The 24190-nt window shown below is 75.0% G+C and carries 21 protein-coding genes; 3 read left to right on the forward strand and 18 right to left on the reverse strand.

The window, feature by feature from the left end:
* The first annotated feature begins 316 nt into the window (after positions 1 to 316).
* Complete coding sequence (locus EV188_RS09020; protein ID WP_133825893.1) at positions 317 to 1018, forward strand: Crp/Fnr family transcriptional regulator; 702 nt, start codon at positions 317 to 319, stop codon at positions 1016 to 1018.
* A 12-nt stretch (positions 1019 to 1030) separates the two neighbouring features.
* Here the strand turns inward: EV188_RS09020 and EV188_RS09025 are convergent, their stop codons facing one another.
* The 4 genes from EV188_RS09025 to exaC form a co-directional block, all read right to left on the reverse strand.
* Positions 1031 to 1390: a histone-like nucleoid-structuring protein Lsr2 gene (locus tag EV188_RS09025; RefSeq protein WP_133825894.1), complete on the reverse strand. Its 360-nt coding sequence runs from the start codon at positions 1388 to 1390 to the stop codon at positions 1031 to 1033.
* Between the two features lie 105 nt (positions 1391 to 1495).
* Positions 1496 to 2107, reverse strand: coding sequence for a cysteine hydrolase family protein (locus EV188_RS09030; protein WP_133825895.1), 612 nt, complete (start codon positions 2105 to 2107; stop codon positions 1496 to 1498).
* Between the two features lie 98 nt (positions 2108 to 2205).
* On the reverse strand, positions 2206 to 2643 hold the full coding sequence (locus EV188_RS09035) for a DUF779 domain-containing protein (RefSeq protein WP_133825896.1): 438 nt from the start codon (positions 2641 to 2643) through the stop codon (positions 2206 to 2208).
* Between the two features lie 47 nt (positions 2644 to 2690).
* On the reverse strand, positions 2691 to 4214 hold the full coding sequence (exaC, locus tag EV188_RS09040; protein WP_133825897.1) for an acetaldehyde dehydrogenase ExaC: 1524 nt from the start codon (positions 4212 to 4214) through the stop codon (positions 2691 to 2693).
* A 266-nt stretch (positions 4215 to 4480) separates the two neighbouring features.
* Between exaC and EV188_RS09045 the strand changes: the two genes are divergently transcribed.
* Together EV188_RS09045 and EV188_RS09050 are read left to right on the forward strand one after the other, a co-directional pair.
* A complete protein-coding gene (locus EV188_RS09045; RefSeq protein ID WP_133825898.1) occupies positions 4481 to 5992 on the forward strand; it encodes a GAF domain-containing protein in 1512 nt (503 codons plus the stop codon).
* Positions 5993 to 6358: 366 nt separating this feature from the next.
* A complete protein-coding gene (locus EV188_RS09050; RefSeq protein WP_133825899.1) occupies positions 6359 to 10258 on the forward strand; it encodes a Pls/PosA family non-ribosomal peptide synthetase in 3900 nt (1299 codons plus the stop codon).
* A 7-nt stretch (positions 10259 to 10265) separates the two neighbouring features.
* Here the strand turns inward: EV188_RS09050 and EV188_RS09055 are convergent, their stop codons facing one another.
* The 14 genes from EV188_RS09055 to EV188_RS09120 all read right to left on the reverse strand — a co-directional run bounded on the left by EV188_RS09055 (position 10266) and on the right by EV188_RS09120 (position 24168).
* On the reverse strand, positions 10266 to 11090 hold the full coding sequence (locus EV188_RS09055; protein WP_133825900.1) for a type III pantothenate kinase: 825 nt from the start codon (positions 11088 to 11090) through the stop codon (positions 10266 to 10268).
* Positions 11091 to 11115: 25 nt separating this feature from the next.
* Complete coding sequence (gene panD, locus EV188_RS09060) at positions 11116 to 11685, reverse strand: aspartate 1-decarboxylase (RefSeq protein ID WP_424922921.1); 570 nt, start codon at positions 11683 to 11685, stop codon at positions 11116 to 11118.
* A 13-nt stretch (positions 11686 to 11698) separates the two neighbouring features.
* Positions 11699 to 12598, reverse strand: a complete 900-nt coding sequence (gene panC / locus EV188_RS09065; protein WP_133826329.1) for a pantoate--beta-alanine ligase — start codon at positions 12596 to 12598, stop codon at positions 11699 to 11701.
* 14 nt (positions 12599 to 12612) lie between these two features.
* Positions 12613 to 13491 carry a Rossmann-like and DUF2520 domain-containing protein gene (locus tag EV188_RS09070; protein WP_243741614.1) on the reverse strand — a complete coding sequence of 293 codons (879 nt, stop codon included), beginning with the start codon at positions 13489 to 13491 and terminating at the stop codon, positions 12613 to 12615.
* Between the two features lie 395 nt (positions 13492 to 13886).
* A complete protein-coding gene (locus tag EV188_RS09075) occupies positions 13887 to 15167 on the reverse strand; it encodes a PrsW family intramembrane metalloprotease (protein ID WP_133825903.1) in 1281 nt (426 codons plus the stop codon).
* A 150-nt stretch (positions 15168 to 15317) separates the two neighbouring features.
* The gene (locus EV188_RS09080; protein ID WP_133825904.1) at positions 15318 to 16178 is read right to left on the reverse strand and encodes a DUF6779 domain-containing protein; all 861 of its coding nucleotides are present in this window, start codon (positions 16176 to 16178) and stop codon (positions 15318 to 15320) included.
* A gap of 77 nt (positions 16179 to 16255) precedes the next feature.
* On the reverse strand, positions 16256 to 16738 hold the full coding sequence (locus tag EV188_RS09085) for a DUF3180 domain-containing protein (RefSeq protein ID WP_133825905.1): 483 nt from the start codon (positions 16736 to 16738) through the stop codon (positions 16256 to 16258).
* Complete coding sequence (folK, locus tag EV188_RS09090) at positions 16735 to 17241, reverse strand: 2-amino-4-hydroxy-6-hydroxymethyldihydropteridine diphosphokinase (protein WP_133825906.1); 507 nt, start codon at positions 17239 to 17241, stop codon at positions 16735 to 16737. Before folK ends, EV188_RS09085 begins: the two co-directional genes overlap by 4 nt.
* Positions 17238 to 17606: a dihydroneopterin aldolase gene (gene folB, locus EV188_RS09095; RefSeq protein WP_133825907.1), complete on the reverse strand. Its 369-nt coding sequence runs from the start codon at positions 17604 to 17606 to the stop codon at positions 17238 to 17240. The genes folK and folB overlap by 4 nt, the downstream gene beginning before the upstream one ends.
* Entirely contained in the window at positions 17603 to 18421 is an 819-nt protein-coding gene (gene folP, locus EV188_RS09100; RefSeq protein WP_133826330.1) for a dihydropteroate synthase, read from the reverse strand. The genes folB and folP overlap by 4 nt, the downstream gene beginning before the upstream one ends.
* 67 nt (positions 18422 to 18488) lie before the next feature.
* The gene (folE, locus tag EV188_RS09105) at positions 18489 to 19085 is read right to left on the reverse strand and encodes a GTP cyclohydrolase I FolE (RefSeq protein WP_243741615.1); all 597 of its coding nucleotides are present in this window, start codon (positions 19083 to 19085) and stop codon (positions 18489 to 18491) included.
* 151 nt (positions 19086 to 19236) lie between these two features.
* Positions 19237 to 21837, reverse strand: a complete 2601-nt coding sequence (gene ftsH, locus EV188_RS09110; protein ID WP_133825908.1) for an ATP-dependent zinc metalloprotease FtsH — start codon at positions 21835 to 21837, stop codon at positions 19237 to 19239.
* Positions 21838 to 21992: 155 nt separating this feature from the next.
* Entirely contained in the window at positions 21993 to 23564 is a 1572-nt protein-coding gene (locus tag EV188_RS09115) for a helicase HerA-like domain-containing protein (RefSeq protein ID WP_133825909.1), read from the reverse strand.
* 19 nt (positions 23565 to 23583) lie between these two features.
* The gene (locus EV188_RS09120) at positions 23584 to 24168 is read right to left on the reverse strand and encodes a hypothetical protein (RefSeq protein WP_133825910.1); all 585 of its coding nucleotides are present in this window, start codon (positions 24166 to 24168) and stop codon (positions 23584 to 23586) included.
* Positions 24169 to 24190 lie beyond the last annotated feature (22 nt).

The following is a 24190-nucleotide window of genomic DNA, read 5'->3' on the forward strand; positions in this document are numbered from 1 at the left end:
ATCCTAGTCGTCGCGCGAGACGTCACGGGACCGTGACGGTTGCACGACCGTGACGGCGGACACGTCCGATCACACACGGACGTGCGCCGCCCCCGTTCCGTCCCCTCCAACCATCCCTGACGTCCGTGTCATCCCGCGGAGCCGTTCGCGGTGGGCGAACCACTCTCCCGGGTCCGTGACCTCCGCTGTCGCGGATCCGACGGGAACGTCGACGCGGGGGGCCGCGCCGATCGATGATCGACGAGCTGTCGCCGCGGCGACTGCGGGGCTGGTCCGGACAGGTGAGTGCTCACCGATCGACTCCACGGAGGGTGTCATGACGATGACCGCGCCGGACCGGGTCGAGCAGGGGGCGCGCGCCGCGCTGCGGCACTGCCCCCAGCTGCGGTCGCTGGACCCCGCGACGGTCGACGCCCTCGCCCGGGCGGCCACGGTGCGCCGGTACGCGGCGGGCGAGGCGGTGTTCCGGGCCGGCGACGCGGGCGACGCGATGTTCGTCCTGCTGCACGGGTCGGTCGTCTCGCGGCTGACGTCGTCGGCCGGCGACGTCGTGGACCTCGGCGCCGCGGCCGTGGGCCACGGGTTCGGCTACTTCGAGCTGCTCGACCCCGGCCCGCGCACCGAGGACGCGGTCGCCGTGCGCGACTCCTCGGTCCTCGTCCTGCCCGCGACGGCGGTGCGACGGGCGTTGCAGACGAACCCCGCGACGCTGCTCGCCCTCGCCGGCGACCTGGTCCGGATCGTGCGCCTGTCCAACCGCGCCCGCGCCGGGAGGACCTTCCACCCCGTCCCGCGCCGCGTCGCCGGCCTGCTGCTCGAGCTCGAGCACCACGGCGACCGCGTCGACTTCGGCGGCCCGCAGACGCTCCTCGCGCAGCGCCTCGGCATCGCGCGCCAGACGCTCAACACGGCCCTGCGGGCGCTCGCCGAGCGCGGCCTCATCCGCCTGCACCCCGGCGGGCGCGGGGCGACCATCGACCGCCCCGCGCTCGTCGCCTACGCGGCCGGGAGCCGCTGAGACGAGCGACTCCTAGTGGGCCTTGTGATAGGCCTCGCTGACCTCGCTGGGGATGCGCCCGCGCTCGGACACCGTCATCCCCTGCTTGCGGGCCCACTCGCGGATCGCCTGGTTCTGCTCGCGGTCGACCGCCGCGCGGCCGCCGCCCCGGCGCGCCGCGGGGGCCGAGGAGGACGCCGTGGACGACTTCCGCCGGCCTCCGCTGCGCCGGGCGTGGGCGACGTAGTCGGCGAGCCGGTCCCGCAGCGCCGACGCGTTGGCGTCGGAGAGGTCGATCTCGTACGTGGCGCCGTCGAGACCGAACTCGACGGTCTCGTCCGCTTCCGACTGGTCCAGATCGTCGACGAGGGACACCACGACTTTCTGCGCCATCACGCGACCTCCGCACCCGTTCCGCAAATGAATACGGCCGGGACCCTATTTCCGGGATCGGGAGTTTGTCGAGTGATCCACGCCGCGATTTCGCGGAATTGCGTCTCAGTCGGGGATGGCGGCGGTGTCGGGAACCACGACCGCGAACATGTCCGAGAGCGCGGCGAGGCTGGCGCTCTGCAGCGACGCGGCGGGAACCGTGCCGTCGGGTCCGGGCAGCGCGCGGGTCGCGGTGGCACCCGCGACGACCGAGGGCGCGAAACCGGCGCTGAACGCACCGCGGGCGGTGGAGTTCACGCACATGTGCGTCATGAAGCCCGCGAGCACGAGGTTCGTGGCGGACCTGCTGCGCAGGTGGTCCTCGAGATCCGTCCCGACGAACGAGTTCGGGAAGTTCTTGACGATGACGTGCTCGCCGTCGCGCGGCGCGACGCGGTCGACGATCGCCCCGATCTCGGCGCGGACGTCGTAGGGCGTGCCCTCACCGGCGTCGTGCTGCACGTGGATGATCGGGATGCCCGCGCTGCGCGCGCGGTCGAGCAGGGCGGCGGCCTCGTCGATGGCCGGCTCGACGTTCTCGAGGGCCATCACGCCGCGCGTGTAGGTGTTCTGCAGGTCGATCATCACCAGCGCGGACTCGCGCAGGGACGCGGGCGAGCCCGGCATGCCGGTCAGCTCGCGCAGGGTCGTGGACGGTGTGGCAGACGGGGTGCTCATCGTCGAACTCCTTCGTCGGGTGGGGCCGGAACGTGCGAGGGGCGCCCTCGCTGCGTCCTGCGCAGCGGGGGCGCCCCTCGATCGTGCTCGGGTGACGGCTACAGGTCACCCAGGTCGCGCACCTCGTCGTCGGTGAACAGCCGCGAGCGGATGATGAAGCGGACGCCCTCCGGCGCCTCCACCGAGAACCCGCTGCCACGGCCCTTCACCACGTCGACGGTGAGGTGCGTGTGCTTCCAGTACTCGAACTGCGAGGCGGACATGTAGAAGCCGATGGGCTTCTCCAGGCCCTCCACGGTGAGGTCACCGAGGTGCACGTCCTGGCCGCCGATCTTGAAGTCCCCGTCCGGGTAGCACATCGGGGCGCTGCCGTCGCAGCACCCGCCGGACTGGTGGAACATCAGCGGGCCGTGGATGTCGGTGAGCTGCACCAGGAGCTCGGAGGCCTGCGGCGACAGGGCGACGCGCCCCGTGCCGGATCCCGGCACCTCCGCCACCTGCTCGGTGACGTCGGTGCTCGTGCTGATCTCGGTCATGGTGACCACCTCCTCCTCCGTCCACTACCGGGGAACCCGCAGGCGGATCAGAAGAATCCCTGCGCGTTGTTCGAGTAGCTCTGCAGGACGTTCTTGGTCTGCTGGTAGTGGTCCAGCATCATCTTGTGGTTCTCGCGGCCGATGCCGGACTGCTTGTACCCGCCGAAGGCCGCGTGGGCCGGGTAGGCGTGGTAGTTGTTCACCCAGACGCGGCCGGCCTGGATGTCGCGGCCGGCGCGGTAGGCGGTGTTGGTGTCGCGCGACCACACGCCCGCGCCGAGGCCGTAGAGCGTGTCGTTGGCCTGCTTCATGGCGTCCTCGTAGTCGTTGAAGCGCGCCACCGACAGGACCGGGCCGAAGATCTCCTCCTGGAAGATCCGCATCGAGTTGTTGCCCTCGAAGACGGTCGGCTGGACGTAGTAGCCGCCCGAGAGGTCGCCGCCGAGGTCGGCGCGCTCGCCGCCGGTGAGGACCTTCGCGCCCTCCTGGCGGCCGATGTCGATGTAGGACAGGATCTTCTCGAGCTGGTCGTTCGAGGCCTGCGCGCCCATCATCGTGTCGGTGTCGAGCGGGTTGCCCGTCTTGACCTGCTCGGCGCGCTTGACGCCCTGCGCCACGAACTCGTCGTAGATGCCGCCCTGGACGAGGGCGCGCGACGGGCAGGTGCAGACCTCGCCCTGGTTGAGGGCGAACATCGCGAAGCCCTCGAGCGCCTTGTCGTAGAACGCGTCCTGCTGCGCCGCGACGTCGTCGAAGAAGATGTTCGGGCTCTTGCCGCCGAGCTCGAGCGTGACCGGGATGAGGTTCTCCGAGGCGTACTGGGAGATCAGGCGCCCGGTCGTGGTCTCGCCGGTGAAGGCGATCTTGCGGATGCGCGGGGACGACGCGAGCGGCTTGCCCGCCTCGACGCCGAAGCCGTTGACGATGTTCAGCACGCCGGGGGGCAGCAGGTCGCCGACGACGTCCATGAGGACGTGGATCGACGCCGGGGTCTGCTCGGCGGGCTTGAGGACGACCGCGTTGCCGGCGGCCAGGGCCGGGGCCAGCTTCCAGATCGCCATGAGGATCGGGAAGTTCCACGGGATGATCTGGCCGACCACGCCCAGCGGCTCGTGGAAGTGGTAGGCGATCGTGTCCTCGTCGATCTGGGAGAGGTGACCCTCCTGGGCCCGGATCGCGCCGGAGAAGTAGCGCAGGTGGTCGATCGCGAGCGGGATGTCGGCGACGAGGGTCTCGCGGACCGCCTTGCCGTTCTCCCAGCTCTCGGCGACCGCGATCTTCTCGAGGTTGGCCTCGATGCGGTCCGCCATCTTGTTCAGGATGTTCGCGCGCTCGCCGACGGAGGTCTTGCCCCACGCCGGAGCGGCGCCCTCGGCCGCGTCGAGGGCCTTCTCGATGTCGTCGGCCGTGCCGCGGGCGACCTCGGTGAACGTCTGACCCGTCTGCGGGGTCGGGTTCTCGAAGTACTGACCCTTCGCCGGCGCGACGTACTCGCCGCCGATGTAGTGGTCGTAGCGGGGCTTGAACGTGACGACGCTGTCCGCCGACCCCGGTGCCGCGTAGATGGCCATCGGTGTTTTCCTCCACGTTGGGGATCTCGAGCTGTTCGACTACGTGACCGCGGACACTAGGTATGGGAGGGTTGCACCGGCGTTGCAACGCATCTGCGGCGTTGCTCTTGTCGCGATGCCGCACCCGAGGGTTTGATGAAGGGTTGCCTTACCCGACGGGATGCAGGACCATCCAGTGGGAGGGGGCTTCCGCGCCCCCGGGCGTGGACGATCGCTGTCGTGGCGGCGCCGTCCCGCCCGTGACGGTCGGAGTGCAGGGGGCGCCGATGCCGGAGAGTCAGGGTGGCGCGCGCGGGACCGCCCGCCTGACCGTCCCCGGCACGCTGCCGACACGCCTCGTGCCGTCCGACCCGCTCGAACGCGCCCACCTGCTCGAACGCATCCGCGACGCCGTGCTCTCCGGCACCACGGTCCCGGCCTCGCCGCGCGACGTCGTGTCGGCCTCGTGGCAGCGCTCCCTCGACGCGCACATCGACCCCGAGCGCGGCCGGCCCCAGCACGTCTACGAGGACGACGAACTGCGCGACGTCCGCGGGGGCCACCTGCTCGCGCCGGTCCTGCCGCTGCTGCGCCGCACGCTGCTCGACGTGGCCGACGACGCCGTGCACATGATGATCGTCACCGACGTGCGCGGGCACATCCTCTGGCGCGAGGGCAACAGCACCGTCCTGCGCCGGGCCGAGCGCTTCGAGCTCGTCGAGGGCACGCGCTGGAGCGAGGACTCGGTCGGCACCAACGCGATGGGCACCGCGCTCGCGTCGGGCAACGCCGTGCAGATCCACTCCGCCGAGCACCTCGTGAAGCTCTACCACTCGTGGACCTGCGCAGCGGCCCCGATCCGCGACCCCGACACCGGCGAGGTCGTCGCCGCGATCGACCTCACCGGCCCGCTGCAGACGTTCCACCCCAGCACACTCGCCCTGGTCAAGGCGGCCGCCGAGCTCGCCGAGGTCCACCTGCAGGCCCGCCTGGTCGAGCGCGACGAGCGCCTGCGCCACCGCAACCAGCCCCACCTCGAGGGCCTGCACGGCGCCCCGGGCGCGCTGCTCGCCCCCGGCGGGCGCGTGATCACCGCTCAGTACGCCGACTGGCTGCCCGAGCGCCTCCCGATCCCCGACGGCGGCGGGCGCATCGACCTCGGCGAGCGCGGCGAGGGCGTCATCGAGCCGCTCGCCGAGGGCTGGCTGCTGCGCATGGCCCCGCGCGCCGCGCACGGGCCCACCCTGTCGCTGCCGTTCCTCGGCGCCGAGCGCCCGGTCGCGCGGCTCGACGGCAAGCCGGTGCGCCTGAGCCTGCGCCACGCCGAGATGCTCGTCGTGCTGGCCCTGCACCCCGACGGCCTCACCGCCGACGGGCTCGCCCAGGCGCTCTACGGCGACGCCGGCAACCCCGTCACGGTGCGCTCGGAGATCCACCGGCTGCGCAACACGCTGGGGACCTCGATCATCAGCACCCAGCCCTACCGGCTGCGCGCCCGCGTCGACGCCGACTTCCTGGACGTCCGCACCGCGCTGCGCGAGCGCCGCCTGCCCCCGCCCGCGGTCCTGCGCCGCGGCGCGCTGCTGCCCACGTCCGACGCCCCCGGCGTCCGCGAGGAGCGCGACCACCTCGACGTCGCCGTCCGCAGCGCGGTGCTGCGCCGGGGCGACGTCGAGGCGCTGTGGGCGCTCGCCCACGCCGAGGCGGGCGGTGCCGATCCCGAGCTCGCCGAACGCCTGCGCCTGCTGCTGCCCGACGGCGACCCGCGCCGCGACGAGCTCGGCGCAGCCGCGCACTGAGCGCTCGCCCCCCGCTCCCGCGCATGAGGGCGCTCACAGGAGCGACGTCGCGCTGATCACAATGCTGGCTAACGATTACTTCATTCCGTAGCAGCAAGCGCTCGATCCACCCGTTCGTGTGCGGCCTCCTCTCCAGCACGAACGAGGCAACCGTCCGGTGCGCGCACGGCTCAACGCCCGCGCCGGTGCCCGCGGGGCGCGGCGAACACGCACTTCACAGACGTTTCCGGCATCTCGCGGCGGGCATGGTCGGTGGTGGTTCAACCGTCCACCGGCCCCGACGGGCCGCGCGACTGCGGTCACGCTTCGTCACCGTCGAGGTCACCCCGCAGGCGTCGACGAGGACGCCGTGAGGAGGCGCGATCCATGACCGGGGTCCTGCCCACCACCGGGACAGCCGTCACCGACGGGTCCGCAGCGCCCGTGACCCGGCTCGAGCAGTTCTTCGAGCGCACTGCCGACCGGACACCCGACGCGGTCGCCGTCGAGCACGGCGACCACCGACGCACCTACGCCGAGCTCGACCGCGACGCGAACCGGCTGGCCCACCTGATCGCCGAGCACGGCGTCGGCACGGGCAGCCGCGTGGCGATCCTGCTCGAACGCTCCGTCGCCACCTACGTCGCGCTGCTGGCGGTCGGGAAGACCGGGGCCGCGTTCGTCCCGATCGACCCCGGGTCGCCGGCCGACCGCGTCGAGTACGTCGTGACCGACGCCGGAGCCGACCTGGTGCTCACCACCGAGGATCTGGCCGGCGGGCTCACCGCGCCGGCGCTCGTGCTCGACGCCGCCGAGACCGCCGCCCGCGCCGCGCTCGTCCCGGACGACCGGCCCGCGCGCGACGCCGACCCCGAGCAGCCCGCCTACGTCATCTACACGTCGGGGTCGAGCGGGCGGCCGAAGGGCGTCGAGGTCGCGCAGTCGAGCATCGTCAACTTCGTCGACGTCGTCACCGGCGTCTACGACGTGCACGCCGACGACCGCGTGCTGCAGGGGATGACGATCTCCTTCGACTTCTCGATCGAGGAGATCTGGCCGACCTGGGCCGCCGGTGCCACCCTCGTCGCCGCGCCCACCGGCGCCGGGCGGGTCGGCGGCGACCTCGCCGACTTCCTCGACGAGCGCGGCGTCACCGTCCTCTACGCCGTCCCGACGCTGCTCGCGACGATCCCCCGCGACCTCCCGGCGGTCCGCACGCTCCTGGTCGGCGGCGAGGCCTGCCCCGCCGAGCTGGTCGAGCGCTGGGCGCGCCCGGGGCGCCGGATGCTCAACACCTACGGGCCCACCGAGGCCACCGTCACCGCGACGGTCACCGAGCTGAGCCCCGGGGAGCCCGTGACCATCGGGACCCCGCTGCCCACCTACACCGCCGAGCTCACCGACCCCGAGGACCCGGACCACCACCCGGTGCCCGACGGCGCGGTCGGCGAGGTCACCCTCGGCGGGCCCGGCGTCGCCCGCGGCTACGTCGGCATGCCGGAGAAGACCGCCGAGAAGTTCGTCGCGCACCCCGTCACCGGGGAGAGGGTCTACCGCACCGGCGACCTCGGCCGGATCGACGAGCACGGCGAGATCGTCTACCTGGGCCGCGCGGACGCCGAGGTGAAGGTCCGCGGGCACCGCGTCGACCTCGGCGAGATCGAGAGCGTGCTGCTCGCCGACGACGGGATCGCCGCCGCGGCGGTCGACCTGCACGCCGCGTCCGGCGACCTCGCGGCGTACGTCGTGACGCACGGGCCCGGCGACGAGGCCGCGCTGGCCGAGCGCCTGGGCCCCGCGCTGCGCGACGTCCTGCCCGGCTACATGGTCCCGGCGACGCTGGACGTGCTCGCCGAGCTGCCCACCCAGCCCAGCGGCAAGGTCGATCGCCCCGGCCTGCCCGACCCCCGGGGGTGCCGGCTGGTGTCCGCCGACGGGCCGGTCGTACGCCCGGACGGGCCCGCCGAGGAGCGGGTGGCCGAGGTCGTCGCCACGACACTGGGGCTCGACGAGGTGTCGGTGACCGCCGACTTCTTCGACGAGCTCGGCGGGCACTCGCTCGCCGCCGCCCGCGTCGTCAGCGCCCTGCGCGAGGCGGGCGTGCCCGTCGCCGTCCGCGACCTCTACGCCCACCCGACCGTCCGCGGGCTCGCGGGCCTGACCGGCGGTGCCGAGGCGCCCGCGGCGGAGGAGCCGCTCCGTCACCCCACCCGCCGGGTCGCGGCCGCGGGCACCGTCCAGGCCCTGCTGATCGCGGTCCTGCTGCTGGTCGTCGCCGCGCCGCTGGCGGTCGCCTGGAGCCGGTGGACCGGCGCCCTGACGCCCGGCTACATCGCCGGCGTCGTCGGGGCCGCGGTCGGGAGCTGGGTGCTGGTGCGCGGCGTCCTCCCGCTCGCCGCGCGGCCCCTGGCCGCCGGGATCGGGGCGGGCCGGTACCCGCTCTGGGGCCTCACCCACCTGCGGCTCTGGGCCGCCGAGGGGCTGGTGCGCCTCTCGCCGCTCGAGGCGCTCGCCGGGTCGCCGCTGGCCGGGCCGTACCTGCGCCTGCTCGGCGCGCGCGTGGGGCGGGACGTCCACCTCGCGAGCGCCGACGTCGGTCTCCCCCGGCTGCTGACCCTCGGCGACGAGGCGGCGATCGGCTACGGCGCGCACCTGCATCCCTGGCACGTCACGGGCGGGCGCGTCGTCGTCGCGCCGATCGTGGTCGGCGACCGCGCGGCGGTCGGCACCGCGGCCGTGCTCGAGGCCGGCGCCACGCTCGGCGCGGACGGCTACCTCGGCGAGCAGTCGGTGCTCGCCGCGGGCGAGGACGTCGCCAAGGGTGCCAGCCGCGCGGGCTCCCCCGCGCAGGCCGAGGACGCGCCGGGGCACGTCGACGAGCTCCGCACGGCGCCCGCGCTGCCCGGATGGCGCGCACGGCACCACGCGGCCGCGGTCGCCGGGTTCGTCGGCCTGGAGGTCGCGACGCTGCTGCCCGCCGTGCCGACGCTCGCGCTGGTGCTCGCCGGCTACGCGGTCGGCGGGATCGGGCTCGCGCTCGTCGCCGCCGTGGTGGCCGGGCCGGTGTTCGTGCTCGCGACCTGCGCCGTGGTCGCGGTCGGGCGGCGGGCGGTGCTCCCGCGCACCCCGGCGGGCGTGCACCCGCTGCGCTCGGGCTTCGGCCTGCGCAAGTGGATCGCCGACCGCCTGTTCGCCCGCAGCCTCGCCACCACCAACACCCTCTACGCCACGCTCTACACGCCCGCGTGGCTGCGGGTCCTCGGCGCGGAGGTCGGGCGCCGCTCGGAGGTCTCGACGGTCTCCAACCTCGACCCCGACCTGCTCGAGATCGGCGAGGAGGCCTTCGTCGCCGACATGGCCACGGTCGGCAGCGCCACGGTCGTCCGCGGGCGCATCCGCCTGCGTCCGACCCGCGTCGGCGACCGCGCGTTCGTCGGCAACGCCGCCGTCGCCCCGGCCGGGACGCAGACGGGCGCAGGGTCGCTCGTCGGCGTGCACACCGTGCCGCCGGCCGACGTCCCCGCGGACAGCTCGTGGCTCGGCTCGCCCGCCATCCACCTGCCGCGCCGCGAGGACTCCGGCGACCACGACGCGTCGCTGACGTTCCGGCCCTCGCGGGGTCGCGTCGCGGGCCGGCTCGCGATCGAGCTCGTCCGGGCGGTGCTGCCGGCGACGGTGCTCGGTGCTGCGGCGACCGCCGGGACGTACGTCCTGTTCCTGCTGGCCACGACGCTCGGCGTCCTGCCGGCGGTCCTGCTCGCGCCGCTGGTGCTCGCGGGGTCCGCGCTCGCGGTGGTGCTCGCCGTCGTCGCACTGAAGTGGCTCGTCGTCGGGCGCTACCGCCCGCGCACCGAGCCGCTGTGGGACCTGTTCGTCCGCCGCACCGAGTTCGTCACCGGCGTCTGGGAGGGCGCCGCCGTGCCCGTCGCGGCCGGGGCGCTCGTCAGCACGCCGATGCTGCCGTGGGTGCTGCGCCTGCTCGGCGCGAGCCTGGGCCGCCGGACCTGGGTGGGCACGACGCACCTCACCGAGTTCGACCTCGTCCACGTCGGCGACGACGCCGCGGTCGGGCGGGGCGTGTCCCTGCAGACGCACCTGTTCGAGGACCGCGTGATGAAGATGTCGCACGTGCGCATCGGGCACGGCGCCACCGTCGGCGACCGCTCGGTGGTCCTCTACGACGCCGCGGTCGGAGACGGCACCGAGCTCGGCGGGCTCTCGCTCGTCATGAAGGGCGAGCGCCTCGCCGACGGCACGCGTTGGCGGGGCGTGCCGGCGCAGGTGTGAGGAGCCGTCAGGAGCGGGCGGCGCGGCGGACGGCACGCTCGTCGCGTCGCTCGATCCAGCGCCGGTGCACGGTGCGCAGGCCCAGCAGGGTCAGGTCCGGGACGTGCTCGGTGATCGTCGCGCACTCGTCGACGACCACGGGCGCGAGGCCGCCGGACGCGACGACGGCGACCGGGGCCCGGCCCTCGGGGTCGCGGGCGGTGATCTCCCGGCTGACCCGGGCGACGAGCCCGTCGACCTGCGCCGCGGCGCCGAGGACGAGGCCCGCCTGCATGCTCTCGACGGTGTTGCGCCCGAGCACCGAGCGCGGCACGACGAGCTCGACCGGGCGCAGCGCCGCGGCCCGGACCGCGAGGGCCTCGGCGGACACGGCGACGCCCGCGGCGATCGCCCCGCCGAGGAACTCCCCGCGCGCCGACACCCCGTCCACCGTCGTCGAGGTCCCGAACGTCACGACGACGCAGGGCCCGCCGTGGCGCTCGAAGGCGGCGAGGACCTGGACGACCCGGTCGGCGCCGACCTCCTTGGGGTTGTCGACGAGCAGGGGCACGCCGGTGCGCACCCCCGGCTCGACGAGCAGGTGGTCGAGGCCCGCGAAGTGCCGGGTCACCATGCCGCGCAGCTCACGCAGCAGCGCCGGGACGGTCGACAGCGCCGCCACCGCCGTCACGTCGCCGACCCGGGTCCCGAGGACACCGCGCACCAGCAGCGCCATCTCGTCCCCGGTGGCGCGGGGCTCGGTGCGCAGCCGGGCGTCCCAGACCGCGGGTCCGTCGTCGGGGTAGAGGGCGAGCGCGGTCTGCGTGTTCCCGACGTCGATGCAGAGGAGCACTGTCTCGTCCGCGGGGTCAGCGTCCTCAGTGGTCCGCGGAGAGCAGCGCGTCGAGGCGCCGGGCGTCGGTGGTCTCGGCGCTGCCCCGGCGCCGGGGACGCTCGTCCTGCGGCTGCTCCGCACCCCAGCTCCCGCCCACCGTCGTCATCGCCGGGCCCGCGGACGCCCCGTGCCGCCGGGCCGGGCGGGCCTCGGTGCCGGGGCGCAGCAGCGAGGTCGTGGGGGCGGCGTCGGGCACGTGCGTCGGGTCGGTGCCGCGGTCGAGGACGCGGTTGGCGTCGTCGACGAACACCACCCGGGGCTGGTACGTGCGGGCCTCGGCGTCGTCCATGACCCCGTAGGAGATGAGGATGACGAGGTCGCCGGGCGAGACGAGGTGCGCGGCGGCGCCGTTGATCCCGATCACGCCGGAGCCGGCCGGACCGGTGATCACGTAGGTCTCGAGGCGCGCGCCGTTGGTGACGTCGACGATCGCGACCTGCTCCCCGGGCAGCAGGTCGGCGGCACGCATCAGGTCCTCGTCGACGGTCACCGACCCGACGTAGTGCAGGTTCGCGTCCGTCACCGTCGCGCGGTGGATCTTGGACTTCAGCATCGTGCGCTGCACGTCAGACTCTCCTCACGAGGGACACCGCGGCGTTGTCGATCAGGTGGGTGGTGCCGGCCCGGGCGGCGACCAGGAGCCGCGCGGGGCCGATGTCGGGGGTCGGGCCGAGGTCCTCGTCGCGCAGCTCGAGGTAGTCGACCTGCAGGGACGGCTCGGTGGCGAGGACCTCGCGAGCGGCGTCGAGGACCGCCTGCGGACCCTGCTCGCCGGCGTACTGCCCGGCCGCGAGCGCGGCGGACAGCACGACCGCGGCCTGGCGCTCGGTCTCGCCGAGGTAGGCGTTGCGGCTCGACAGGGCGAGGCCGTCGGGCTCGCGGACGGTCGGGACGCCGACGACGTGGATGTCGATGTCGAGGTCGCGCGCCATGCGGCGGATCAGCGTGAGCTGCTGGTAGTCCTTCTCGCCGAAGAACGCGACGTCCGCGACGGTGATCGCGAAGAGCTTGTTGACCACCGTGAGCATCCCGGCGAAGTGCCCCGGACGCAGCGCGCCCTCGAGCTCGTCACCGAGCGGACCGGGGTGGATCGAGGTGGCGAAGCCGTCGGGGTACATGTCCTCGACCGACGGCGCGAAGACCAGCTCCACGCCCTCCTCGCGGCAGATCTCGAGGTCGGCCTCGAAGGCGCGCGGGTAGCGGTCGAAGTCCTCGTTCGGCCCGAACTGCCGCGGGTTCACGAAGATCGACACGACGGTCGTGGCGCCGGGGACGCCGCGGGCACGGCGCATCAGCTCGCGATGGCCCTCGTGCAGGGCGCCCATGGTCGGCACGAGCGTCACGCGCCGCCCGCTCGTGCGCAGCGCGCGGGTGACCCGGCGCAGGCCGGCGGGGTCGCGGTGCACGGTCAGCCTGTCGGCGCTGTACTGCGGCCGCGCACGCCCGACGAGGTCGTTCGTGCGCAGGCTGGAGGGTCGGGTCACGGTCGGGGCCTCTCGAGGGCGGCCACCACGTCGTCCGCGGCGGCCGGGTCGACCAGTCCGCCGGCGCGGGCGCGCTCGGCGGTGCGCCGGGCCAGGGCCCGGTAGAGCGGGGCGGCGTCGGGCGCGCGCTCGTCGAGGTGACGCAGATGCGTCGCCACCGTGCCGGCGTCGCCGCGGACCACGGGCCCGGTCAGCGCGCGGTCGCCGTGGCGCAGCGCGTTGTCGAGCGCCGCCGACAGCAGCGGGGCGAGCACGCGCTCGGCGGGCTCGATGCCGGCGCCGGAGAGGATGTCGGCGGCCTCGCGCACGAGCGTGACCAGGTGGTTCGCGCCGTGGGCGAGCGCCGCGTGGTACAGCGGGCGCATCGCCTCGGGGATGCGGACGGGCTCGGCGCCCATCTCGACGACCAGCGCCTCGCCGACGAGCCAGGCCGCGTCGGCGTCCTCCCCCGGCCCCTCGGGGCCGGTGACGCCGACGCAGGCACCGGACAGGCGCGCGACGTCCTCGACGCGCCCGGTGACCGTCATCGCCGGGTGCAGCGCGATCGGCAGCACGGCGTGCTCGGCGGCGGGCGCCAGCACGCCGACCCCGGCCGCGCCGCAGGTGTGCACGACGATCTGGCCGGGGCGCAGGCACTCCGACGCGGCGAGCCCGCGCACGAGGCCCGGCAGCACGTCGTCGGGGACCGCCAGGATCGCGAGGTCCGCGCGCCGCACGACCTCGTCGGGCGGGAGGATCTCGGCGCCGGGCAGCAGCTCCTCGGCGCGGGCGCGCGAGGCGCGGGAGACCGCCGAGGCGGCGACGACCGTGTGGCCGGCGTTCGCGAGCGCGGCGCCCAGCACCGCGCCGACCCGCCCGGCGGAGACGACGCCGATCGCGAGCCGCGAGCCTTCGCGCGGGGTGGGGTGCGGAGCGGACCCGCCGCCCTCGTCCCACCGCCCGGCGCCCTCGCCGTCGGTGCCCACGCGCCACCTCACTCGTTCGGCTCGTTCCCGTCCCGCTCCCGCGGGTACCGGACGATCACTGACGCCCACGGTAACCGTCCGGGGGCCCGGCGGCAGGCGCGGTGAGCGGGTTCACGCCGCGGGTGGCGGGGCAGCGAGGGACTCCCTCGCTGCCTGCCACGCCGGGCGGGGGGTCCCTCGCTCCCGGCGCGGTGATCGTGGCCACCCCGGTGCCGTGATCAGGGGCGACGCCACGCACCGCGGGCGGGCTCCCGGGTGCGTGAGGTCGCCCGTGATCTCTCGCCCGTCGCCTCGGGAGCGTCGCCTCAGGTGCCGGGCGGACGGTGGGCGCCGCCGTGCGAGTGGGGTCCGGCGGGGCCCGGCGGCATCCCGGGCCCGTGCGGTCCCTGCGGCGACCCCGGCCACGACGCCTGCGGCGGACCGCCGGCTCCCGGCGGCGGGCCGGTGGGGCCCTGGACGCCCGGCGCGTTGACGGCGGCGAGGCGGGTGCGCACGACGTTGTCGAGCAGCTCGGCGTGCCAGTCGGCGCGCGGCGGGAGCGCCCCCTTCTCGGCGCGGGCGCGCAGGAAGGCGAGCTCGGTGACGGCGTGCTGGTAGTCCTCGACGGCGCGGGCCGCCTGGCCGCCGGCGCGCCGGTGCACGGCGGTGCGCCAGCGGCGGCGACCGGCGAGGCTCGAGAGCAGCGGCACCTCGCTCGGCGCGATCCACCCCGCGGCGGCGAACCCCGGCATCTGGCGGGCGAGGACGTCGGCCTCGCGGCGTCGTTGCCACACGACGAGACCGATCATCCCGCCGAACAGCGGCAGCATGATCAGCACGTAGACGCCGAAGAAGCCGGCCCCGAGCTGGGTCGACGAGTTCCACAGCGCGTGCAGGACCACCGCGAGCACGTAGCCGCCGAGGACCGCGAGCGTCCCGACGACCCGCGACCGGGCCTGCGAGGCGATGCCGACGCCGATCCCGATCATCGACGTGAAGAGCGGGTGCGCGAACGGGGAGAGCACTCCGCGCAGCACGAACGTCGCGAGCACCGCGGGGCCCACGGCGCCCTCGGCGTCGGCGAAGGCGCGGCCGAAGTAGATGATGTTCTCGGTGAACGCGAACCCGGCGGCCGTGATCCCCGCGTAGACGACGCCGTCGACGATCCCGTCGAACTCGCGGCGCCGGACCAGCAGCAGGCCGACCACGAAGGCGCCCTTGACGAACTCCTCGACGAGCGGCGCCGAGATCACCGCGCCGATGACGTCGCCCTGACCCCGCCCGAGCAGCAGCTCCGCGGCGATGATCGCGCTGGAGTTGATGATGACGGCGACCAGCGCCGACAGCCCCGCGCCCCAGAGGAACGCCCCGAGCAGCAGGCGCGGGGGCTCGGGCTCGAACCGGTCGATCCACAGGAACGTCGCGACGACCAGCGCCACCGGCAGCAGCGCGAGCACCACGCCGATGACGACGCCGACGGCCCCGATCTCGCTGCTCGCGAGCCCGATGGTGATCAGCGCGCAGATCCCGAGGACGATCAGGCCGACCACCGGCCAGACGAGCGTCCGACGCTGTTGCGGCGCCAGGCGGACGGGAGGGGCGATCACCCTGCCGAAGGGTAACGACCCCTGCGGCGTCCGGCCTGCCCCAGGGGTGTCCGGATCACGACGCCGGCACCCGGTCGCGTCGCAGCGAACGTGGCGTTCGTGCACGTAGAAGCAGCGAACGGGCCGTTCGCTGCCACCGGGGAGTGCCCGCTACGGGTCGCGTCGGCGCCGGCCGACGGTGCCGCCGGAGGCCGCGTGCGCGGCGAGGAGCTCGGCGACCGTGCGGCCCGAGGTCGCCGAGTCGGCGGGCGCCCGGCGGGGGCGGCGGTCCTCGGGCTCGTCGGGCGGCGGGTCGACGGGGCGCTGGTAGCCGGCGGAGCGGACGTACTGGTCGACGAACGACCCCGCGGCGAGCACCGACGGGTCGGCCTGCGGGACCTCGGGCGGCGGGGACACCGGGCGCACCGCGTGCACCGGGGCGGGCGCCCGTGGCGCCGGGGCGGTGGGCGCGGACGGCCGACGCGGCGCGGGCGGCGGGACGGGCGGGAGGCCCGGCTGCGGCCCGGAGTCGCCGACGACGCGCAGCCGCGGGGCGCGCGGGGGCGGCGCGAAGGCCGGGAGCCCGACGCCCTGCAGGGTCACGGCGTCGGCGCCGCTGCGGGCGCGGTCGAGCTCGTCGCGCAGCGACGCGACGTCCTCGCGGACCCGGACGGCGAGCTTCTCGGCCTCCTCGCGCGCGGCGACCTCGCGGGCCAGGCGCTCGTCGGCGTCGCGCTCGAGGGCGGCGATCCGCTCCTCGGCGTCCTCCTCGGCGGCGGCCAGCTCGTCGGCGGTCTCGCGGGCCTGGGCGGCGAGGGCGGCCTCGGTGCGGGCCCGGCGCGCCAGCACCACGCCCGCGAGCACCGCGGCCCACAGCGCGGCCACCACGGCCAGGCGCAGCAGGCGGGCGTCGTCGGAGAGGAGCACCGTCCCCCCGGCGAGGGCGGCGAGCACGGCCGCGGCGGCCACCAGCGCGACGCGTCGGCGGTCGGGGCCGGCGCGTCCGCGCTGCTCCCCGTCCGGGGTGCTCATCGCTGCAGCGTACCGAGCCGCCTCGTCCGTCCTGTTCCCCCCGCGGAGACGCCAGAGGGGTGACACCGCGCCGGCGGTCACGATCGTCCCCGGGCCGAGTCGCGGGGGTCGTCGCTGCGCGGGTCGTCGGGCGTGCGCAGGCTGTGCTCCAGCCACAGCCCCGCCCCGACGAGCACTGCCGACCCGACCACGCCGACCACCGCGCTCGCGGTGTCCGCGCCGGCGGCGTCGACGCGGTCGCGCAGCGGGAGCACGTAGGCCAGGACGCCGAGCCACGCGCCGCCGATCAGGGACCCGGCGAGCGACGACGCCTTGGCCAGCGCGACGGCGCGGGCGGCGGCGAGCGCGTCGACCGGCCGCGCGCCCGGCCGGCGGCGGATGCGCGCGCGCAGGACGACGGCGAGCACGAGCTCGGCCAGCCCGAGCACCAGCGGGGTCAGCCCGGCGAGCAGGGGCAGGCGCGGGAACTCGCCGTAGGCCGCCTGCAGCAGCACGTTGACCGCGAGGCCGGCGGCGACCGCGGCCACGATCAGCAGTGACGGGCTCGTGCTGGTCCTCACCGCGCCGCCTCGAGCTCTCCGTCGCGGCGCACCCCGTCGCGCTCGTCGGCCGGGAGCGCGGCGAGCAGGTCCGCGACCCGCCCCCGCCCGGCGACCTCGGCGTTCGGGTCGACGTCCAGCCACGGGACCAGCACGAACGCCCGCTCGTGGGCGCGCGGGTGCGGGAGCGTCAGCTCGGGGTCGTCGTCGGTGGTGCCGTCCACGTCGAGGACGTCGACGTCGAGCGTGCGCGGGCCCCAGCGCACGTCGCGGGTCCGCCCGGCGCGGCTCTCGGCGGCGCGGGCGCGGGTCAGCCAGTCGCGGGGACGCGACGCCGGGTCCTCGACGACGACGACCGCGTTGAGGAAGTCGTCCTGCTCGACCCCACCCCACGGCGCCGTCGCGTACACCGGCGACACCGCGACCACCCGCGCCCCGGCCGCGCGCAGGGTGGCGAGGGCGCCGCGCAGGTTCGCGGCCCGGTCGCCGATGTTGGAGCCCAACGAGAGGACGGCGCGGCTCACGGGAGCCGCCGCTCGCGCCGCAGCACCACCGCGACGTCGTCGAACGGCACCGTGATCGGCGCCTGCGGCTTGTGCAGCGTGACCTCGACGGCCGCCACCCGGTCGTCCTCGAGCACCCGGTCGGCGACCTCGCCGGCCACCGCCTCGATCAGCCGCCGCGGCGGGCCGCCCACGATCGCCGCCGCACCCTCGGCCAGCGCGCCGTAGTCGACGGTGTCGACGAGGTCGTCCGAGGCCGCGGCCGCGGTGAGGTCGACGTCGAGCGCCAGGTCGAGGACGAAGTCCTGGCCGTCGCGGCGCTCGTGCTCGAACACCCCGTGGTGTCCGCGCACCCGCAGGCCCTTCACCTCGATGCGGTCGCTCACGGCTCGATCTCCGCCGGCGACGTCCCCCACGACCAGGCCGCGGCGACCGCGACCGCGTCCAGCGACGGCCCCACCTCGTGCACGCGCACGCCCCACGCGCCGTTCGCCGCCGCGAGCGCGGAGACCGCCGCGGTGGCGATCTCGCGCCCGTCGGGCGGGCGGGGGGTGCCGTCGTCGTCGGCGAGCAGCGCCCCGAGGAACCGCTTGCGCGACGCCCCGATCAGCACCGGGAAGCCGAGCCCGGTGAACACCGGGAGCTTGCGCAGCAGCTGCCAGTTGTGCGCCGCGGTCTTGGCGAAGCCCAGCCCCGGGTCGAGGACCAGCAGCGACGGGTCGACGCCCGCGAGCACCGCCCGGTCGACCTGCTCGACCATCTCGGCGCGCACCTCGCCGACCACGTCCTCGTAGGAGGCGAGGGCTGTCATCCGGTTGCTGGGCCCGCGCCAGTGCATGATCACCCACGGCACGCCGGTCTCGGCGACCGTGCGGGCCATGTGCGGGTCGGCGAGGCCCCCGGACACGTCGTTGATCATCGTGGCGCCGGCCTCGACCGCCGCCGCCGCGACCGCCGCGCGCGTGGTGTCGACGCTGACCCGCACGCCGTCCGCGACCAGCTCGCGGATCACCGGCACCACGCGCTCCGTCTCGGTCGCGGCGTCGATCCGCTCGGCCCCCGGGCGCGTCGACTCGCCGCCGACGTCGACGAGGTCGGCGCCGCGGCGGTGCAGCTCGATGCCGTGGCCCACGGCGTGGTCGCGGTCGAGCCAGCGACCGCCGTCGGAGAACGAGTCGGGCGTCACGTTGAGCACGCCCATGACGACGCAGCGCCCCGGCTCCGGGAGGCGGTGGGCGCGGGCTGTCGGGTCGGGCGGACCGCCCACGTCAGCCGCTCCGGATGAGGTTGAGGGCCTCCGCCCGCGTGCTGGCCGAGGTCTTGAAGATGCCGCGGACCGCGGACGTCGTGGTGCGGGCGCCGGGCTTGCGGACGCCGCGCGCCGACATGCACTGGTGCTCGGCGTCGATCACCACGAGCGCGCCCCGGGTGTCGAGCTTGGTGTCGAGGGCGTCGGCCACCTGGCTGGTCAGGCGCTCCTGGACCTGCGGGCGGCGGGCGTAGAGGTCGACGAGCCGGGCGAGCTTGCTCAGCCCGGTGACGTGGCCCTGCGGACCCGGGATGTAGGCGACGTGCGCGACCCCGTGAAAGGGCAGCAGGTGGTGCTCGCACATCGAGAACATCGGGATGTCGCGGACGAGCACGAGCTCCTCGTGGTCCTCGGAGAACGTGCGCTCGAGGACCAGCGACGGGTCGGTCCGGAGGCCGGCGAAGAGCTCGCGGTACGAGCGCGCCACCCGCGCCGGGGTGTCGCGCAGGCCCTCGCGGTCCGGGTCCTCGCCGATGGCGAGGAGCAGCTCGCGCACGGCGGCCTCGGCGCGCGGGGCGTCGAAGCCCTCCCACTCCGGGGCCAGGACGTCGCCCACCGGGCCCCCGGCGCCGTCGTCGGTGGGGCGCACCCGGGTGTCACCCAGATCGCCGTCCAGCTCCTGACTGGTCGTCACGTCTCCCTCGCGGTCTCCCTCGACCCGACCGGCGCGCCCGTCCGGGCGGCGCCGGCCATCTCAGCCTCGGCCGTCAGCCGCGCGGGGTGTCCCGGCCCTCGGGGCCGGAGGCGCCGCTCGACCCGGTGCCGCCGTCGGAGCCGGTGCCGTCGTGGCCCCAGCTCGGGGACGTCCCCGTGTGGCGGCCCTCCGACCGGCCCTCCCGGGTACGGCCATCCGGGTCACCGTACGGGTTCGCGGCGGCGTCGCCAGTCGAGCGTGACGTGCCGTACGGGCTGGTCGCGCCGTCGCCGTGCCCGGACTCCCCGTAGGGGCCGGCGTTCCCGGAGCGCCCGGCGCCGCCAGGGTTCCAGGTGGTGCCGTGCGGGACGGTGGCCGGGGTCCACCCGGGCGGGGCGCCGTAGTTCGGCGCGACCGACGACGGCTTGTCGCCGCTCTCGCCGGCACGCCGCCCGTTGGCGCCCGTGCGGTAGACGTCCGGGATGCCCGTCGCCGGCATGCCCGCCGGGGGCGTCGGCGACGAGCCGCCGTCGTGCCCCTGCTGGCCCGAGCCGTAGCCGGCGTCGTAGCCGGCGTTGTGACCGTTGCCGCCCGCGTGGGCGCCCGCGTAGCCGCTCTCGGCGCCGTGCGCGACGTGGCCGTTGCCGTTGCTGCCCGCGACCGAGCCGACCGTGGTGCGCTCGGTGCGCTCCGGGTCGGCCGCCTCGCCGGGCGGCGGCCACGGCTCGCCGCGCTCGGTGGCGAGCTCGCGCCGCGTCTTGATCGGCGGGCGGTCCGACGGCAGGCGCTCGCCGAAGTCGTTGAACGCGGTGATGCGCGGCCGCTTGGTGACCGACGCGAACACGCGCTCGAGGTCGCGGCGCTGCAGCGTCTCGTGCTCGATCAGCTCGCCGGTCAGCGCGTCGAGCGCGTCGCGGTGGGTGTTGAGGATGTCCCACGCCTCGGTGTGCGCCGCCTCGATGAGCTTGCGCACCTCCTCGTCGATCTCGTGGGCCACCTCGAGCGAGTAGTCGGGCTGGCGCCCCGCTGAGCGGCCGAGGAACGGCTCGCCCTGCTCCTGGCCGTACTTCACGGCGCCGAGCTTCGCGCTCATGCCGTACTCGGTGACCATCGCGCGGGCGATCTTGGTCGCCTGCTCGATGTCGGACGACGCGCCGGTGGTCGGCTCGTGGAACACCAGCTCCTCGGCCGAGCGCCCGCCCATGGCGAACACCAGCCGGGCCAGCATCTCCGAGCGGGTCATGAGCTCCTTGTCGTCCTCGGGGACGACGAGCGCGTGCCCGCCGGTGCGGCCACGCGGCAGGATCGTGACCTTGTAGACCGGCTCGATGTCGGGCATCGCCCACGCGGCCAGCGCGTGGCCCGCCTCGTGGTAGGCCGCGACCTTCTTCTCCTGCTCGGAGATGATGCGGCTCTTGCGCGCCGGGCCGCCGATGACGCGGTCGACCGACTCCTCGAGCGCCGACCCGGTGATCTGCGTCTGCCCGAGACGGGCGGTCAGCAGCGCGGCCTCGTTGATGACGTTCGCGAGGTCGGCGCCGGAGAAGCCGACGGTGCGCTTGGCGAGCCCGTCGAGGTCGGCGTCGGGCGCGAGCGGCTTGCCCGCGGAGTGGACCTGCAGGATCGCGCGCCGGCCCGCGAGGTCGGGCGCCGCCACGGGAATCTGGCGGTCGAACCGGCCGGGACGCAGCAGCGCCGGGTCGAGGATGTCGGGCCGGTTGGTGGCCGCGATGAGGATGATCCCGCCGCGGGAGTCGAACCCGTCCATCTCGACGAGCAGCTGGTTGAGCGTCTGCTCGCGCTCGTCGTGGCCGCCGCCCATGCCGGCGCCGCGGTGGCGGCCGACGGCGTCGATCTCGTCGACGAACACGATGCAGGGCGAGTTCTGCTTGGCCTGCTCGAACAGGTCGCGCACCCGGGAGGCGCCGACGCCGACGAACATCTCGACGAAGTCCGAGCCGGAGATCGTGTAGAACGGCACGCCCGCCTCGCCGGCGACCGCCCGGGCCAGCAGCGTCTTGCCGGTGCCGGGCGGGCCGTAGAGCAGGACGCCCTTGGGGATCTTCGCGCCGAGCTGCTGGTAACGCGTGGGGTTCTGGAGGAAGTCCTTGATCTCGTAGAGCTCCTCCACCGCCTCGTTCGCGCCCGCGACGTCGGAGAAGGTCGTCTTCGGCATGTCCTTGTTGAGCTGCTTGGCCTTGGACTTGCCGAAGGACAGGACGCGGTTGCCCCCGCCCTGGGAGTTCATCATCCAGAACAGCAGCAGCAGGACCAGGCCCAGCGGGATGAGGTAGATCAACATCTGGGTCAGGAACGAGTCCTGCGTGACCCGGGTGTCGAAGCCCGAGGGGGCCGGGTTGTCGCGGACCAGGGCGAACACCTGGTCGGTCGCGGCCGCCGGGTACTGCGCGTAGATCTGGTTGGTCGTCGTCGGCTGGGCACCCTCGACGCCCGGGACCTGCACCGGGTTGGTGAGCGTCAGCCGGAGGCGCTGTTCCTTGTCCTCGATCGTGATCTCGGACGCGTTGCGCGCCTCGACCTGCTGCAGGGCGAGCGACGTCGGGGCCTCGGTGTAGCCGCGGGTGTCGCTGAGCAGCGACGAGATCCCGAGGTAGACCAGGAAGAACACCACGATCCAGATGAGTGGATTGCGGAGAAGGCGCTTGCGGTCCATGCGGTTGCGGCCTCCAGGCGGCCCTCGACCCTCCCCGGGTGGACCCTGCGGTCGGTGTCAGTCGTCTCGGCTCCGGGTCCGCGCACGCACGGACGTCCGTGGGGCCCTGATCTGCTCAATGTACCCCCCGGTCACGACACCGGTCCGGGCGCGACTCAGCGCCGTCGGCGCGACGTCCCGAACAGCCCGCGGGTGATCTCGCGGCCGAGCTGGCTCGCCAGCGAGCGCACGAAGGACTTCACGGCCGGGTTCGCCATCGCCTTCTCGACCATCCCCGGCTCCTCGTCCTGCGACGGCGGCGGCGCCTGGGGCGGCGCCGGCTGCGGGGGCTGCCCCTCGGGCACCGGCGCGGCGGGCGGGGCGGCGGGCGCGCCCGTGGCCCCCGTCGCGGCCGAGAGCTTCTCGTAGGCCGACTCGCGGTCCAGCGGCACGCCGTACTTGCCCCACAGCGGCGACGCCTTCGCCGCCTCGGTGACGGCCGGCTCGCCGATCGCGGCCATCAGCGAGCGCGGCGCCCGCACCCGCGTCCAGGCCACCGGCGTCGGCGCCCCGCGCTCGGAGAGGACGGTGACGATCGCCTCGCCGGTGCCGAGCGAGGTCAGCGAGGTCTCGATGTCGTAGACCAAGGACTTCGGGTAGGTGCGCGCGGTGCGCGAGAGCGCCTTCTGGTCGTCCGGGGTGAAGGCGCGCAGCGCGTGCTGTACCCGGGCGCCGAGCTGCGAGAGGACGTCGTTGGGGACGTCGGTGGGCTGCTGGGTGCAGAAGAAGACGCCGACGCCCTTGGAGCGGATGAGCTTCACCGTCTGCTCGATGCGGTCGAGGAACGCCTTCGACGCGTCGGCGAAGAGCAGGTGCGCCTCGTCGAAGAAGAAGACGAGCTTGGGCTTGTCGATGTCGCCGGCCTCGGGGAGGTCCTCGAAGAGCTCGGCGAGCAGCCACATGAGGAACGTGGAGTAGAGCATCGGGTCGGCCTGCTGGTCGGCGAGCTCCAGCAGCGTCACCCTGCCCTTGCCGTCGCCCTCGACGGCGAGCAGGTCGGCCGGGTCGAACTCGGGCTCGCCGAAGAACTTGTCGCCGCCGCGGGCCTCGAGGTTGACCAGCGCCCGCAGGATCACGCCGGCCGTCGACGTCGAGACCCCGCCGATGCCCTTGAGCGCCTCCTTGCCCTCGTCGGACAGGAGGTGCTGGATGACCGAGCGCAGGTCCTTGGTGTCGAGCAGCGCGAGGCCCTGCTGGTCGGCCCAGTGGAAGATCAGGCCGAGCGTCGACTCCTGGGTGTCGTTGAGCCCCAGCACCTTCGACAGCAGGATCGGCCCGAAGCCCGTGATCGTCGCGCGGACCGGGACGCCGATCCCCTCGCCGAGCGAGAGGAACTGCACGGGGTACGCGGTCGGCGTCCAGTCGTCGCCGGTGTCGGTGGCGCGCTGGGTGACGCGGTCGTTGCTCTCCCCCGCGCGGGCGAGACCCGAGAGGTCGCCCTTGATGTCGGCGAGCAGCACCGGCACACCGTTGCCGGAGCACTGCTCGGCGAGGTTCTGCAGCGTCTTGGTCTTGCCGGTGCCCGTCGCGCCCGCCACCAGCCCGTGGCGGTTCAGCGTCGCGAACGGGATCCGGACCCGGGCGCCGGGGTCGACGGTCCCGTCGACGACGACGGCCCCGATCTCGAGGGCCGCGCCCTCGGTCGCGTACCCGGCGGCGATCTCTGCAGCAGCTCCCTGGTCGGCCACGGGGGCAGGCTAGCGGTGCTCAGGGCCCCGCGGGGACGTCGACGCGCACGGCGGTGATCGCGCCGTCGGTACCGCGCTCGGCGTGCACCGTGACCTGCTGCCCGACGCGCAGGCCCGCGGGCCCGTCGGGGCGGGGCACGGCGACGCTCGTCCCGGCCGTCGTGCGCAGCGCGGTCTGCGTGCCGTCGCCCGAGCGGACCGTGACGATCGGGAAGCCGCCGCCCGTGGGCTGCACGGATTCGACGACGCCGAGCAGGTCGGGCACCGACCCGGGCCCGGTGTCCGGGGCGGTCGCGCGCCCGATGAGCGCGCCGAGCGCGAGGAAGACGATCGCGCCCAGCACCAGCAGCAGGATCCGGGTCGAGCGCGCCAGGCCGGGACGGCGCAGGCGGGTCGCGAGGTCGACGTTGTCGACCGGCTCGTCGAGCACCGCCGCCGCGTGGTCCTGCCGGGTCTGCTCGGCGTCCGGATCCGGGCGCTCCTGCTCGGCCGTGCGGGTGCTGCCCGGCGGCGGGTCGGAGCGCCGGGCCGCCGGCGGCACCGCGATCTGCTCGGTGGCCGGGGACGAGTCGGTCGGGCGGTCGCCGTCGGACGGCTGGGTCACGAGATCCTCCCGGGAGCGCGCC

This window comes from Actinomycetospora succinea, assembly GCF_004363095.1.
Taxonomy (GTDB): Bacteria; Actinomycetota; Actinomycetes; order Mycobacteriales; family Pseudonocardiaceae; genus Actinomycetospora; species Actinomycetospora succinea.